We start from the raw sequence: 16,471 nt of genomic DNA on the forward strand, positions 1-16,471 counted from the left end.
AGGGGAACGACGGACGCGGGCCGGCTCAGCCGCGTCCGAGTTCTTGGTCGATGAACGCGAACATTTCGTCGTCGCTCACCTCGGTGAGTTCCTCGGCACCACCGGCCTCCGCGGTGCCCGGCGCCTCGGCGGCCTCCAGCCGCCACTGCAGTGCGGACAGCCGTTTGACCAGCTGCGCCCGGACGGCGGCGTCCGGTTCGGCCGCCGACACCGCCGTTTCGAGCTTCTCGAGTTCGCTCAGGAGCGGGACCGGGCCGGCGTCGGCGCCGAGTTCCGCACCGAGTTCTGCACAGGCGTGGCGGACCAGCGCCAGCGGGGTCGGGTGGTCGAAGATCAGCGTGACCGGCAGGCGGACGCCGAGGTCGGCGGCGAGCCGGTTGCGCAGTTCGACCGCGGTCAGCGAGGTCATGCCGAGTTCGATGAACCCGCGTTCGGACTCGACGTCGTCCGGCGAACCGTGGCCGAGCACCGCGGCGACGTGGCGATTCACCAGTCCCAGCGCCAAGTTCTCCTGCTCGGCCGCGCTCAGCCCGGCCAGCCGGTCGAGCAGACTGGGCCTTTCCGTGCGGCCGGCTTCGCCGCTCGCCCGGCGCACGGAGGCCCGCACGAGCCCCCGGAACAGCGACGGGACGGCGTCGCGGGCGATCGACCGCAGCTCCAGCGGCGCCGTGACCACCAGCGCGTCGTCCACAGTGGACGCCAGGTCGAACAGCCCGAGGCCCTGCTCGGCCGTCATGGCGAGCACGCCCTCACGGCGGAACCGGGCGAGGTCGGTTTCGTCGAGCTGTCCGGTGAGTTCGCTGCGCTGGGCCCAGAAACCCCAGGCCAGCGAGGTGGCGGGCAGCCCGCTGACCCGGCGTTGCTGGGCCAGCGCGTCGAGGAAGGTGTTCGCCGCCGCGTAGTTGGCCTGGCCGACCGCGCCGGAAACGCCGGAGAACGAGGAGAACAGCACAAACGCCGACAGGTTCAGCTCGCGGGTCAGCTCGTGGAGGTTGAGCGCCGCGTCCACCTTGGGTTCGAGCACCTTGTCGACGCGTTCGCCGGTCAGCGCGTCGAGCACCCCGTCGTCGAGCACACCGGCCAGGTGGACGACGCTGCTCAGCGGGTGCTCGGCGGGAATCCCGGCCAGCACTCCGGCCAGCTCGTCACGGTTCGCGGTGTCGCACGAGACGATCTCGACCGCGGCGCCGAGCCCGGTCAGCTCGTCCCGAAGCTCGCTGGCGCCGGTGGCGTCCAGGCCGCGCCGGCTGGTCACCAGCAGGCGGCGGACCCCGCGCTTGCCGACGAGATGACGGCAGAGCAGCGCGCCCAAGGTGCCGGTGCCTCCCGTGACGAGCACGGTGCCGGAGCCGGTGGGGTCGAGCTGCCAGCCCGTGGACTCTTCCGCCGCCTCCGCCCGGACGAGCCGCGGGACGATCGCGGCGCCGCACCGGACGGCGAGCTGCGGTTCATCGGCGGCGACGGCATCGGCGACCGCGGCGACAAGTGCCTTCGCGGAGCTGTCTTCCTCGTCGGTGTCGACCAGGGTGATCCGGCCGGGGTTCTCGGACTGGGCCGAGCGCACCAGGCCCCAGACGCCCGCGTCGGCCAGCCCGGCGACGCTCTCGTCCGATGCGGCGGCCACCGCCTGGCGGGTCAGCACCACCAGGCGGGAGCCGTCGAACCGGGGCTCGCGCAGGAAGGTCTGCACCGCAGCCAGGATGTCGCGGACCGAACTGTGGGCGGCTGCGGCGATATCGCCGGACGGCTCCGAAGCGACGGGCAGCAGGACCAGATCCGGCACCGGCTCCCCCGCCGTACCGAGTTCGTCGAGGCTCGGCACCGCCGCCACCGGGACCCCGGCACGTTCCACAGTGGACACAGTGGACATCGCGCGGCCGGTGCCGACGACCGCCCAGTGGCCCTCCGGCTCGGCGGCTCCGACGGGGGCCGGGACCCACTGGACCTGGAACAGGGCATCGCGGTGGGCCGGTCCGGCGGGCGCGAGCTGATCCGCGGAGATCGTTCCCCGGCGGACCGAGGCCACGGTGAGCACTCGGGCACCGGTCAGGTCTTCGGCCGCGACGGACAGGCCGCCTTGGCCGTCCGGCGAGAGGCGCAGGCGCAGCGCGGTCGCGCCCGTGGCATGCACCTCGGCCCCGTGCCAGCTCGACGGCAGGCCCAGGTCGCCCGCCGTCGCCAGACCGGCGGCCAGCGCGGTCTGCAGGAGCGCCGGGTGCACGGCGAACCGGGCCGCTGCCGGATGAAGGTCCGAGGGGAGTTCGGTTTGCACGAACAGGTCTTCCTCTCGCCGCCACACCTCGACGACGTTCCGGAACGCGGGCCCGGGCTGGTGCCCGGCCGTCTCCGCTGCCGCAAGGAACTCGTCGACGTCGACCCGCTCCGCGCCTTCCGGCGGCCAGGGCGCGGATCCGGTGGGGGCGGCGGCCGTCGCCGACATCGTCGCAGTGGCATGACAAATCCACGGCCCGTCGCTCCGGGAGTACACCGCCACGGCCTGGCGAGCGGATCCCGCGGGCGGCTCGGTGTCCGCGGTGGCCCCGGCGACGACCTGCACCTGGACGGAGTCGCGCCCGTTCAGGACCAGCGGCCGGTGCACGGTCAGCTCGTCGATCACGCCGCAGCCGGCCTCGTCGCCCGCCCGCACCGCCCACTCGGCGAACGCGGTGTCCGGGACCACGACCGAGCCCAGCACGACGTGGTCGCCGAGCCACGGGTGCGACTTCAGCCCGATCCGGCCGGTGAGCACCACCCCGTCGGTGTCGGCCCGGCCCAGCGCGGCACCCAGCATCGGATGGTCCGCCGGCTCCAGGCCGAGGTCGGCCGCGTTCGCCGAGCCCTCCGCCGGCTCGAGCCAGTGCCGTTCGCGCTGGAAGGCGTACGTGGGCAGGTCGACGCGGCTGCCGCCGGCGACGAGGTCGCGCCAGTCGACGCGCACGCCGTGGACGTGGGCCTCGGCCAGCGCGGTGAGCAGCCGGGCGCGGCCGCCGTCGTCACGTCGCAACGAGCCGAGCACCACGGCCTCGGTCGCGCCGGCGGAGTCGATCGTGTCCTGCAAACCGGCGGCCAGCACCGGATGCGGGGACGCCTCGATGAACACGTCGTGCCCGCCGCCGAGCAGCGAACGCACCGCTGCCTCCAGCTGGACGGTGCCGCGGAGGTTGCGGAACCAGTACTCGGCGCCGAGTTCGGCGGTGTCGATCCAGTCGCCGGTGACAGTGGAGAAGAACGGCACGCCGCAGCTGCGCGGCTCGATCGGCGCGAGCGTCGAGGCCAGTTCGTCGCGCAGGGCGTCGACATGCGCCGAGTGGGACGCGTAGTCCACCGCGATCCGCTTGGCCCGCACGCCCTCGGCCTGGCCGGACTCGATCAGCTCGTCCAGCGCGGAGACGTCACCGGAGACGACCACAGTGGACGGTCCGTTGACCGCGGCGACGGAGACCTTGCCGTCCCAGCGCCTCAGGCGTTCCTCGACGTCTTCGTGGCTCGCGGTCACCGACACCATGCCGCCGTGCCCGGACAGCGTCCGCGCGATGGCCTGGCTGCGGACGGCGACGATCCGTGCACCGTCCGAAAGGGACAGTCCACCCGCGACGCAGGCAGCGGCGATCTCGCCTTGCGAGTGGCCGATCACCGCGGCGGGCTCGACGCCGTGGGCGCGCCAGACCGCGGCCAGCGAGACCATCATCGCCCAGAGCGCGGGCTGCGCCACGTCGACCCGACCGAGGTCGGCCGCGTCCTCGTCACCGCGCAGCACCGCGGTCAGCGACCAGTCGGTGAAGGGCCGCAACGCTTCTTCGCACTCCGCGATCCGCGCGGCGAAGGCCGGTGACGCCGTGAGGAGTCCGGCGCCCATGCCCGTCCATTGGGAGCCCTGACCGGGGAAGACCAGGACGGCTCCGCGCGTGCGGGCGGCGGAGCCGACGGCGAGGCCGGGCGCCGGGTCACCGTCGGCGAGCGCCCGCACCCCGGCGAGCAGAGCTTCGCGGCCGGTGCCGACGACGACTGCCCGGCGGTCCAGCGACGCACGGGTGGTGGCCAGCGAGAACGCCGTGTCGGCCGGTCCCTGGTCCGGTGCTTCGGCGAGATGGGCGAGCAGGGACCGCGCCTGGGCCCGGAGCCCGCGCTCGGTGCGGCCGGACAGCAGCCAGGGCAGGACGACGTCTTCCCCGGCGGCGGCCGGGGCAGCGGCAACCGGGGCGGCGGGGGCCTGCTCCAGGATCACGTGGGCGTTGGTTCCGCTGATGCCGAAGGACGAGACGCCGGCGCGGCGCAGGCGGCCGGTCTCCGGCCACTCCCGGCGCTCGGCGAGCACGGAAACCCCGCCGGTCGACCAGTTGACGTGGGTGCTCGGCGCGTCGACGTGCAGGGTGGGCGGCAGCACCCCGTGCCGCATCGCCATGATCATCTTGATCACGCCCGCCGCGCCGGCCGCGCCCTGGGTGTGCGCGAGGTTGGACTTGATCGAGCCGATCCACAAGGGACGATCGGGGTCACGGCCGGGCCCGTACACCGCGAGCAGCGCCTGGGCCTCGATCGGGTCGCCGAGGGTGGTCCCGGTGCCGTGCCCCTCGACGGCGTCGATGTCGGCCGGGGTGAGCCCCGCGTTGGCGAGCGCGGCCTTGATCACGCGCTGCTGGGAAAGCCCGTTCGGCGCGGTGAGGCCGTTCGACGCGCCGTCGGAGTTGACCGCGCCGCCGCGCAGCACGGCCAGCACCTCGTGGCCGTGGCGCTGCGCGTCGGAAAGCCGCTCCACCACCAGGACGCCGACGCCCTCGGACCAGCCGGTGCCGTCGGCCGCGTCCGCGAACGACTTGCACCGCCCGTCCGGCGCGAGCCCGCCCTGGCGGGTGAACTCGACGAACCCGGACGGGGTCGCCATGATCGTCACCCCGCCCGCCAGCGCGAGCGAGCATTCCCCGTTACGCAGGGCCTGCGCCGCCAGCTGCAGCGAAACCAGCGAAGACGAGCAGCCGGTGTCGATGGTGACCGAAGGGCCCTCGAAGCCGAACGCGTAGGAGACCCGGCCCGACAGCACGCTCGCGAGCAGGCCGGTGGCCGCGTGGGCATCCGCTTCCGCCCCCGCGTTCGCCACCAGCTCGCCGTAGTCCTGGCCGGTGGTGCCGACGAACACGCCGGTCCGGCTGCCGTGCAACGACTGCGGGTCGATCCCGGCGCGTTCGAGCGCTTCCCACGACGTCTCCAGCAGGACACGCTGCTGCGGGTCCATCGCCGCCGCCTCGCGCGGGGAGATGCCGAAGAACCCGGCGTCGAAATCCGCGACGCGGTCGAGGAAGCCGCCCTCGGTCGCGCCGCTGCGGTTCCGGCCTTCGCCGCCGAGCGCGTCGAAGTCCCAGCCGCGGTCGTCGGGGAAGCCGCCGACCGCGTCGCGGCCCTGCTCGACCAGGTTCCACAGTGCCTCGGGCGAGGTCACCCCGCCGGGGAACCGGCACCCGATGCCGACGATGGCCATCGGCTCGACCGCGGCGGCGACCAGCTGCTCGTTCTGCCGGCGGAGGCGCTCGACCTCTTTGAGCGACTTCCGCAGGGCCTCGACATAGGGCTCGTCCGTCATCAGTTCCACTCCCGCGTCAGTTCGTGGTGCTCTCGGCGGCCAGCCGGAGCAGGCTCGCGGCGTCCATGTCGTCGATCGAGCCCGGGCCGCCGGGCACCGGGCCGCTCTCGCGGCTGCGTTCGTTCGGGCCCTCGCCGGACAGGCTGAGCAGCATGTCCAGCAGCCCCGACTGCTGCAGCCGGCTGATCGGGATGGCCGCCAAGGCCTGCCGTACCGCGGTTTCCTCGTCGTCGGCCGGCTCGCCGCCGCCGTCCGGAAGAATTTCGGCGAGCAGGTGGCTGCTCAGCGCCTGGGGCGTCGGGTAGTCGAAGACCAGCGCGCCGGGCAGGGCCAGCCCGGTCAGTGCGGTCAGCCGGTTGCGCAGGGCCACCGCCACCACCGAGTTGAGCCCGAGTTCGCGGAACGCGCGATCGGCGGGCACGGCCTCCGCCGAGCCGAGGGCCGCCGCCACCTCCGCGCGGACGACCTCCAGCAGCACGCGGCCGCGTTCGGCGTTCGGCAGATCGAGCAGGCGCCGCTTCAGCGCGGGCTCTTCGGCGGCGTCCGGGGTGTCCGCGACGGTGGCCGCCTCGGGCAGCGCGGCCAGCAGCGGGCTCGGCCGCAGCGCGGTGAACTGCGGGGCGAAGCGTGCCCAGTCGACGTCCGCGACCGTCAGCGTGGTTTCGCCGTCGTCGATCGCCCGGCCGAGCGCGGAGATCGCCAGGTCCGGGTCCATCGCGCTGACCCCGGCACGGCGGAACTCGTCCTGGGCGCCGGTTTCGGCCGCCATCCCGATCCCGGCCCAGGAGCCCCACGACACCGACGTCGCCGGAATTCCTTCGGCGGCCCGGAGTTCGGCCAGGCCGTCGAGGTAGGCGTTCGCCGCCGCGTAACCCGGCTGCCCGCCGCTGCCCCAGATCCCGGCGCCGGAGGAGAACACCACGAACGTTTCGAGGTCGTCAGTGAGTTCGTGGAGGTTCCACGCGCCGGCCGTCTTCGCCCGGAGCACGGTGGCGAGTCCGTCCGGAGTCAGCTCGTCGACCGGGTTGTCGTCGGGGACGCCTGCGGCGTGGAACACCGCGGTCAGCGGGAACTCCGCCGGGATCCGCGACAGCAATTCCGTCACGGCGATGCGGTCACCGACGTCACAGGCTGCCACGGTCACTTGAGCCCCCTCGCTCTCCAATTCGGCACGCAGTTCCTCGACACCCGGCGCCTGCGGTCCGCGGCGTCCGGCCAGCACGACGTGGTCGGCGCCGTTCGAGGCGACCCAACGGGCCACTCGGGCGCCCAGACCGCCGGTGCCACCGGTGATCAGCACGGTCCCGTGTGGACGACGCGTGGCGGAGCGTTCGGAGCTCGCCGGAGCGTGGACCAGCCGTCGGCCGAATACGCCCGAAGGACGGAGCGCCACCTGGTCTTCGTTGTCCACACCGGACAGCACCGTGGCCAACCGGGCCGCTGCACTGCCGTCGAGCACCTCGGGCAGGTCGATCAGGCCACCCCAGCGCGACGGGTGTTCGAGGGCCGCGACCCGGCCGAAGCCCCACAGCGCGGCCTGGACCGGCCGCACCGTGTCCGAGCCGACGGCCACCGCACCGCGCGTCACGCACCACAGCGGTGCGTCGACCTCCAGGTCGCCCAGTGCCTGCACCAAGCTGACGGTGCCGGCAAGGCCCCGCGGCACGTCGGCAAGCGGTTCCTCGACGAGACCGAGCAGCGAAACGATGCCCGCCGGAGTGACCCCGTCGAGTGCGGATTTGACTTGCCCGGCAACGAGTCCGCGGCCGTCAGCGGTGATCACCTGACGCACGACAGCCGCCCCGGCCGCCGTGAGCGCGGCCGCCACCTCGTCGCCGAGTTGGGTATCGGCAGGCTCGGCCAGCAGCCAGGTGCCGCTGAGCCGAGCGTCGCCGACGGTCAGCGGGGTCCACTGGACGCGGTAACGCCAGCCGTCGACTGTCGACCGCTGCTCCGACCGCGCGTGCCAGGCCGAGATCGCCGGGAGCACCGTCTCGAGGGCGGCGAACTCGTCATCGAGGGACAGCTCCCCCGCCAGCGATTTCACGTCACCGCTGCGGACCAGGTCCCAGAACTCCGAGTCCATCGCGGTCCCGGCCGGTGCGGCCGGCGCCTGATCCGCCCAGAACCGGCGGCGCTGGAAGGCGTAGGTGGGCAGGCCGACCGTCCGCGGCTCGCCCGCGGCGAACACGGCCGTCCAGTCGACCGGCACCCCGTGGACGTGCGCCTCGGCGAGCGAGGTCAGGAACCGCCTGGTGCCGCCTTCGTCCCGGCGCAGCGAGCCGAGCACCGCGCCCGGGTCGCCGCCCGTGGACTCGACGGTCTCCTGAACGCCGCCGAGCAGGACCGGGTGGGGACTGGCCTCGATGAACACGTCGTGCCCGTCGGCCAGCAGCGCGCGGGTCGCCCGTTCGAGCTGGACCGTCTGCCGGAGGTTGGTGTACCAGTACTCGGCGCCGACTTCGGCGGTGTCGAGCTTCGCGCCGGAGACCGTCGAGTAGAACGGGACGCTCGAAGCTCGCGGCCGGATCGGGCCGAGGACCCGCAGCAGTTCCTCGCGGACGGCCTCGACCTGCGGGCCGTGCGAGGCGTAGTCCACGACGATCCGGCGGGCACGCACCTCCTGGCGCGCGCATTCCGCGAGCACCGCGTCGAGCGCGGCAGGCGTCCCGGACACGGCCACCGAAGACGGTCCGTTCACCGCGGCGAGCGACACGTCGTCGCCCCACGGCGCGAGCAGTTCAGCCACCCGCTCGGCGGACCCGGCGATCGAGACCATCCCGCCGAGCCCCGAAAGGCTCAGCAGCGCTTGGCTGCGCAACGCGACAACGCGGGCGGCGTCTTCGAGCGACAGCGCGCCGGCCACGTAGGCGGCGGCGATCTCACCCTGCGAATGCCCCATCACGGCGGCGGGCTCGATGCCGTGGGCGCGCCAGACCGCGGCCAGCCCCACCATGATCGTGAACAACGCGGGCTGGACGACGTCGACCCGGTCCAGGATCGCCGCGTCGCCGACCCCCGCGACCACGTCGTACACCGGCCAGTCCACCAACGGTGCGAGGGCGTCGGCGCAGGCCCGCACGCTCTCGTCGAAGACCGGCGAGGTGGCCAGGAGCTCGCGGCCCATCCCCCACCACTGCGAGCCCTGCCCGGGGAAGACGAACACCGGCCGGCTCTCGCTGCCGGCCTTGCCGACAACCACAGACGCGGACGGGCCGTCGGACGCGAGCGCCGCCAGGCCGTCCAGGAACTCCTGCCGGGTTTCACCGAGCACGGCGGCCCGATGCGCCAGCGGTGATCGGGTCGTGGCCAATGACCAGCCGACGTCGACCGGCACCAGGCCGGATCCTCCGTCCACAAAGGATCGCAACCGCGCCGCCTGCTCCCGCAGCGCGGGCTCGGACGCCGCCGAGAGCACCCACGGCAGGACCCCGGTGGTCTCGGCCCGCGGCGTCGGCTCGTCGACGGCCGGGGCCTGCTCGAGGATCACGTGGGCGTTGGTGCCGCTGATGCCGAACGAGGACACCGCCGCGCGACGGGGACGGTCCAGCTCCGGCCACGCCGTCTTTTCGGTGAGCAGTTCCACCGCGCCCGCGGCCCAGTCGACGTGTGAGGTCGGCTCGTCCGCGTGCAGCGTCTTCGGCATCACGCCCGCGCGCAGCGACAGCACCGTCTTGATCACCCCGCCGACGCCGGACGCCGCCTGGGCGTGGCCGAGGTTCGACTTGAGCGAGCCCAGCCTCAGCGGGCGCTCACGGTCCTGGCCGTAGGTGGCCAGCAACGCCTGCGCCTCGATCGGGTCGCCGAGCTTGGTGCCGGTGCCGTGGGCTTCGACGAGGTCGACGTCCGCTGTGGACAGTCCGGCGTCGGCCAGAGCCGCGCGGATCACCCGTTGCTGCGACGGGCCGTTCGGGGCGGTCAGGCCGTTGGACGCGCCGTCGGAGTTCATCGCGGCACCGCGGACCACGGCCAGCACCTCGTGGCCCTGGCTCCGCGCCACCGAAAGCCGTTCCAGCACGAGCATGCCGACGCCTTCGGACCAGCCGGTGCCGTTGGCCTCCTCGGAGAACGCGCGGCACCGGCCGTCCGGGGACAGGCCGCCCGCGCGGGCGAACTCGCTGAAGCTGTCGGAAGTCGCCATCACGGTCACACCACCGGCGAGCGCCATCGCGCACTCGCCGCTGCGCAGCGAACGCACCGCCATGTGCAGCGCGACCAGCGAGGAAGAGCACGCGGTGTCGACCGTGACCGAGGGCCCTTCCAGACCGAGGGTGTACGACAGCCGGCCGGACATCACGCTGGAGGTGTTGCCGGTGAGGATCAGCCCTTCCAGATCCGCGGCCGCGCTGCCCAGCGTCTCGGTGTAGTGGGTGTGGCTGGCGCCGACGAACACGCCCGCGGGACGCCCCTTGAGCGTGTGCGCCGCGATGCCCGCGCTCTCCAGGGCCTGCCAGGTGGTTTCCAGCAGCAGCCGCTGCTGCGGGTCCATCGCCAGCGCCTCGCGCGGGGCGATCCCGAAGAACTCGGCGTCGAAATCGGCGACGTCGTAGAGGAAGCCGCCTTCGCGCGTTTCGCTGCTGCCGGGGCCGCCACTGGCGAGCTGGTCGAGGTCCCAGCCGCGGTTGGTGGGGAACCCCGAGATGGCGTCGGTGCCGGAGTCGACCAGCTGCCAGAGGTCTTCCGGGGACTGGACGCCACCCGGGAAACGGCAGCTCATGCCCACGATGACCACAGGGTCTTCGGCCTGGCCACCTGGCTCGGTCACGGCCGCCGGCGGCTCGGGCTCGGAGGTGCCGACGAGTTCGCCGAGCAGGAATTCGGCCAGCTGCGCGGGTGTCGGGTAGTCGAACACCAGCGTCGACGGGAGCCGCAGGCCGGTGATCTCGGTCAGCCGGTTGCGCAGCTCGACGGCGGTCAGCGAGTCGAAGCCGTGCTGGCGGAACCCTTGCCGCACATCGATCGACCCGGACGACGAGTGCCCGAGCACTGCGGCGGCGTCGTTGCGCACGAGGTCGACCAGGAAGCGCAGGCGTTCCGCGGGGGCGAGGCCGGCGAGCTGGGCCGCGAACGTCGAAGCCGCTCCGGTGGACGAGGTTTTCGCCGCCGTGCGGCGAGCGCCGCCGGCCAGCCCGCGCATCAGCGGCTGGAGGTCGGTCTGCGACCGCAGGGCCCGCGCGTTGATCCGCATCGCGACGACCAGCGGCTCGTCGGCGGCCACCGCGGCGTCGAACAGGGCCAGGCCCTGCGCCGCGGTCACCGGCGGAAGCCCGGCGTTGTCCATCCGGCGGATGTCGAGGTCGGTCAGCCCCGCGGTCATGCCGCTGCTCTGTGCCCACGGCCCCCAGGCGATCGACGTCGCCGGCAGGCCCTCGCGCTTGCGTTGCTGCGCAAGGGAATCGAGGAAGGCGTTCGCCGCGGCGTAGTTGCCCTGCCCCGGGCTGCCCATCACCCCGGCGACCGAGGAGAACACGACAAACGCCGCGAGAGGCAGGCCGCGGGTGGCTTCGTGCAGGTGCCAGGCGGCGTCGACCTTCGGCCGCAGCACGCCGTCCAGGCGCTCCGGCGTCAGCGACTCGACGAGTCCGTCGTCGAGGACGCCCGCGGTGTGGATCACGGCGGTCAGCGGACGCAACGCGGGGATACCGGCCAGCAGGGCGGCGACGGCGTCACCGTCGGAGCTGTCGCACGCGGCGATCGTCACCTCGGCGCCGTAGGAGACCAGTTCGTCACGCAGTTCGGGCGCGCCCGGCGAGTCCGGGCCGCGACGGCTGGTCAGCAGCAGGTGCCGCACGCCGTGCTCGGTGACCAGGTGCCGGGCGAGCCGGCTGCCCAGCCCGCCGGTGCCGCCGGTGATCAGCACGGTGCCTTCGGCGTCCCAGCCGCGCGGCATCGTCAGCACGATCTTGCCGACGTGCTTGGCCTGGCTCATGTGGCGGAAGGCGTCCCGCGCGCGCCGGACGTCCCAGGTCGTCACCGGCAGCGGCGTCAGCGCGCCGAGTTCGAACAGCTCGACGAGTTCCCGCAGCATCTCCCGGGTGCGATCCGGTCCCGCGTCGACCACGTCGAACGCCCGGTAGGTGATCCCGGGCAGCTCGGCGGCGTCACGGATGTCGGTCTTGCCCATCTCCAGGAACCGGCCGCCGGGCGCGAGCAGGCGCATCGACGCGTCGAGCAGCTCGCCGGTCAGCGCGTTGAGGACCACGTCGATGCCCCCGCCGAAGGCCTCCTCGAACTCGGCGGTGCGCGAGGACGCGATGTGGTCGTCAGGGATCCCCATCCCACGCAGGGTGTCCCACTTGTTTTCGCCGGCCGTGGCGTAGACCTCGGCGCCGAAGTGCTTCGCCAGCTGGATCGCGGCCATGCCGACCCCGCCCGCGCCGGCGTGGATCAGGATCGACTCGCCCGCGCGCAGCCCGGCCAGGTCCACCAGCGCGTAGTACGCGGTCAGGAACACCAGCGGCACCGACGCCGCCTCGTGGTCCGACCAGCCCTGCGGGACCACGGTCAGCATCCGCTCGTCGGCCACCGCGAGCAGGCCGATGCCGCCCGCGATCATGCCCATCACGCGGTCGCCGGGACGCACGTCCGTCGCGTCCGGGCCGACCTCGACGACCGTGCCCATGGCTTCGGCGCCGAGCGGGCCGGGCTCGCCGGGGTACATGCCGAGCGCGCTGAGGACGTCGCGGAAGTTGAGGCCGGCGGCCTGCACCTGCACCCGGACTTCGCGGCCGGTCAACGGTTCCGCGGCCGCCGTCACCGGCTTCAGCTCGAGATTGTCCAGACTGCCGCGACGGCTCGTGACCAGGTGCCACGGCTCGCCGCCGGCCGGGGGAACCAGCGCCGGACCGGAAGTGAGCGTGGCCAGGCGGGCGTGGAACACCTGCTCGCCACGCACCACGAGCTGCTGCTCGCCGGACGCGACCAGGCTCGGCACGATCGCCGGGTCGGCGGCCGGGTCGAGGTCGAGCAGCAGGAACCGTCCGGGGTTTTCGGCCTCGGCCGAGCGGATCAGGCCCCACACCGCGGCGGCCGCGAGGTCCGGCGCGTCCTCACCCGCGGCCGAGACGGCGCCCCGGGTGACGAACACCAGCCGGGCGTCGGCGAACCGGGCCTCGGCCAGCCACTGCTGTACCAAGCCGAGCGTCCGGGCCGTCAGCTCGTGGACGTCCTCGGCGGTGGGAGCACCGGCGATCGGCACGAGGACGGCGTCGGGCACCTCGGTCAGCCCGGCGAACGCCGGAACCACAGGAGATCCTTGCGCCAGGCCGAATTCATCCGGTCCGAGGACCGCGAAGGTGGCCGTTTCCCGGCCGGGGCCGGACTCGACCCAGTCGACGCGGAAGAGCGAGTCCAGCGCACCGGTGGCCGTGGTGGTCTCTCCGGTCGGGGCCGCGCGCAGCACCAGCGAGTCCACGGTGAGCACCGGTGCGCCTTCGACGTCGAAGGCGGCCAGGGTGATCGTGTCCTCGGCGATCTTGCCCAGCCGGACGCGGAGCTGCCCGGCGCCCTCGGCGTGCAGCGAAACCCCGTTCCAGGAGAACGGAAGCAGCCGCTCGTCCGCGCTGCCGAGGCCGGCGAAAGTCGTCGCGTGCAAGGCGGCGTCGAGCAGCGCCGGGTGCAGCCCGAACCGGTCGCCGTCGCCGGCCTCCTCGGGCAGTTCGACCTCGGCGAAGACCTCGTCGCCCTGGCTCCAGGCCGCGCGTAGGCCCTGGAACACCGGGCCGTAGGCGAAGCCCGACTCGCCGGCGGCCTGGTAGAAGCCGTCCAGCTCGACCGGGGTCGCCTGCTCGGGCGGCCAGACCGCGGTACCCGACGGCGCGACCGGCCCGCTGGCGATCAAAGTACCGGTCGCGTGCCGGGTCCAGGGCGCGTCGAGGACGGCGGCGGGACGGGTGTGGATGGTGATGGCCCGTCGTCCGGAGTCGTCCGGGCCGCCGACCGAAATCTGAAGCACCACCGCGTCTTCCGGGCCGAGCACCAGCGGCGCGGCCAGGGTCAGCTCTTCGACGCGGTCGCAGCCGGCCTGGTCGCCCGCGCGGATGGCCAGTTCCAGGAATCCGGTGCCGGGGAACAGCACGGTGTCGCCGACCGCGTGGTCGGCGAGCCAGGGGTGGGTCGCCACGGACAGCCGGCCGGTGAACAGCTCACCCTCGGTGCCGGCCAGCGCGACGGCCGCGCTCAGCAGCGGATGCGCCGCGGCGACCAGGCCGGCCGCGGTCACATCGCCGGTGTCCGCCGAAGCCGGCGGCCAGAGGTATTCGTGCTGGAAGGCGTAGGTGGGCAGGTCGATCCGGCGCGCGCCGGTCCCGGCGAAGAACGGCTTCCAGGCCACCTCGGCCCCGGCGACGTGCAGCCGGGCGAACGCCGTGAGCACCGCTTCGCCTTCCGGGCGATCCTTGCGCAGCAACGGAACGGCCACGACGTCGTCGGTCTCGTCGGCCAGTACCTCAAGCGTCAGCGCCGACAGGACACCACCGGGACCCAGCTCCACGAAGCCGTTGACGCCCGCGGCGCGCAGCGTCCGGACGCCGTCGGCGAACCGCACCGCTTCCCGCACGTGCCGGACCCAGTACCCGGGCGTGCGCAGGGCGTCGTCGGCGATCGCGCCGGTGAGGTTCGAAACCACCGGGATCTTCGGCGCCTCGAAGGTCAGGTTTGCGATCGCCCGGCCGAATTCGCCGAGCAGCGGGTCCATCAGCGGCGAGTGGAACGCGTGCGACGCCGCCAGCCGCTTGGTCTTGCGGCCCTGCGCCTCGAACACCGCCACCACCCGGCCGACGGCCTCGGCGGTACCGGAGATCACGACCGCCTCCGGGCCGTTGATCCCCGCGATGGAGACGTCTTCGCCGAGCAGCGGGGCGACCTCGTCCTCGCTCGCGCGCAGCGAAACCATCACGCCGCCCGCGGCCGCCTGCATCAAGCGGGCCCGCGCCGCGACCAACGCGCACGCGTCCGGCAGCGAGAACACACCCGCCACGTGCGCGGCGACGACCTCGCCGATCGAATGGCCCCCGACGTAAGCGGGCTCGATGCCCCACGACCGCGCCAGCCGGAACAACGCCACTTCGATGGTGAACAACGCGGGCTGCGCGAACTCGGTCTGGGTGACCGCGTCCTCGTCGTCACCCCACATGACCTCGCGCAGCGGACGGTCGAGCAACCCGTCGAACTCCGCGAAGATTTCGTCGAGGGCTTCAGCGAACGCCGTGGAATGCGAGTACAGCTCCCGGCCCATCCCGGCCCGCTGGCTGCCCTGTCCCGGGAACAGCACCGCGAGCGAACGCTCCTCGGCCACCCCGCGGACGACCTCGTCGCCGAGCAGCACGGCCCGGTGCTCGAAGGTCGAACGGCTCGTGGCCAGCGAATACCCGATGTCCAGCGAAGAAGCGGCCGGTTCCTTGTCTACAAAGGACTGCACCGAGGCCAGCTGGGCATCCAGCGCCGCCGCCGACCGGCCGGAAACCAGCCAGGGCACAACCGCCGGAGCCACGACCGGTTCGGCTTCCACGGGCTCGACGGCCGGGGCCTGCTCCACGATCACGTGGGCGTTGGTGCCGCTGACCCCGAACGACGAGACCCCGGCCCGGCGCGGGCGGTCCACCGCCGGCCAGGCGACCGGCTCGGTCACCAGCTCGACCGCGCCCTCGGTCCAGTCGACCTGCGAGGACGGGGTGCCCACGTGCAGCGTCTTCGGCACCACGCCTTCGCGCATCGCCAGCACCATCTTGATCACGCCGGCCACCCCGGCGGCGGCCTGGGTGTGGCCGAAGTTCGACTTCAGCGAGCCGAGCAGCAGCGGCCGCTCGCGATCCTGGCCGTAGGTCGCGAGCAGGGCCTGCGCCTCGATCGGGTCACCGAGCCGCGTGCCGGTGCCGTGCGCCTCGACCACGTCGACGTCCCTTGTGGACAGTCCGGCGTCGGCCAGCGCGGCCCGGATCACCCGCTGCTGGGACGGACCGTTGGGCGCGGTCAGCCCGTTCGACGCGCCGTCGGAGTTCACCGCGCTGCCCCGCACCACGCCGAGCACCTGGTGCCCGTGGCGCCGGGCGTCGGAAAGCAGCTCCAGCACCAGCATCCCGACACCCTCGGACCAGCCCACGCCGTCCGCGTCGTCGGAGAAGGACTTGCACCGGCCGTCGACCGCGAGGCCCCGCTGCCGCGAGAACTCGACGAACACCTCCGGCGTCGACATCACCGCGACGCCGCCCGCGAGCGCCAGCGAGCACTCACCGCCGCGCAGCGCCTGGGCGGCCAGATGCATCGTGACCAGCGAAGACGAGCAGGCCGTGTCGACGGTGACGACCGGGCCTTCGAGGCCGAGGGTGTACGCGACCCGGCCGGAAGCGATGCTCGGCGCGCTGCCGTTGCCGCGGAAGCCGTCGAACTCCACGCCCTTGAGCGCCGAGCCGTAGTCGCTGTACATGACTCCCGCGAACACGCCGGTGCGGCTGCCCCGCAACGTCAGCGGGTCGATCCCGGCGCGTTCGATCGCCTCCCACGAGATCTCCAGCAGGAGCCGCTGCTGTGCGTCCGTGGCCAGGGCCTCGCGCGGGGAGATGCCGAAGAACTCCGGGTCGAATTCCCCCGCGCTGTGCAGGAATCCGCCGGAGCGCGTGTAGGAGGTGCCCGGGTGCTCGGGGTCCGGGTCGTAGACGCTCCCGACGTCCCAGCCGCGGTTGGCCGGGAAGTCGGTGATCGCGTCGACCCCGTCGGCCGCGGCCCGCCACAGGTCCTCCGGCGAGCCGACCCCACCCGGGTACCGGCAGCTCATCCCGACGATGGCGATCGGCTCGTGGGCCCGCGACTCGAGTTCGTGGACCCGCTCGCGCGCGCCGCGGAGATCAGCGGTCACGCGTCGCAGATACTCGACGATCTTGTCCTGCTGGTCTTCCACTG

Annotated in this window: 2 protein-coding genes; both read right to left on the reverse strand. The window is 73.3% G+C overall.

Annotation, left to right across the window (positions count from 1 at the left end; genetic code table 11):
* Positions 1 to 25: 25 nt before the first annotated feature.
* Positions 26 to 5,578 (reverse strand): SDR family NAD(P)-dependent oxidoreductase, encoded by a 5,553-nt coding sequence (locus OG371_RS40850; protein ID WP_442876207.1) that lies wholly within the window; start codon positions 5,576 to 5,578, stop codon positions 26 to 28.
* Positions 5,579 to 5,591: 13 nt separating this feature from the next.
* Complete coding sequence (locus tag OG371_RS40855) at positions 5,592 to 16,469, reverse strand: type I polyketide synthase (protein WP_329062017.1); 10,878 nt, start codon at positions 16,467 to 16,469, stop codon at positions 5,592 to 5,594.
* Positions 16,470 to 16,471 lie beyond the last annotated feature (2 nt).

Origin of the sequence: Amycolatopsis sp. NBC_01480 (assembly GCF_036227205.1) — a bacterium.
Classification (GTDB): domain Bacteria; phylum Actinomycetota; class Actinomycetes; order Mycobacteriales; family Pseudonocardiaceae; genus Amycolatopsis.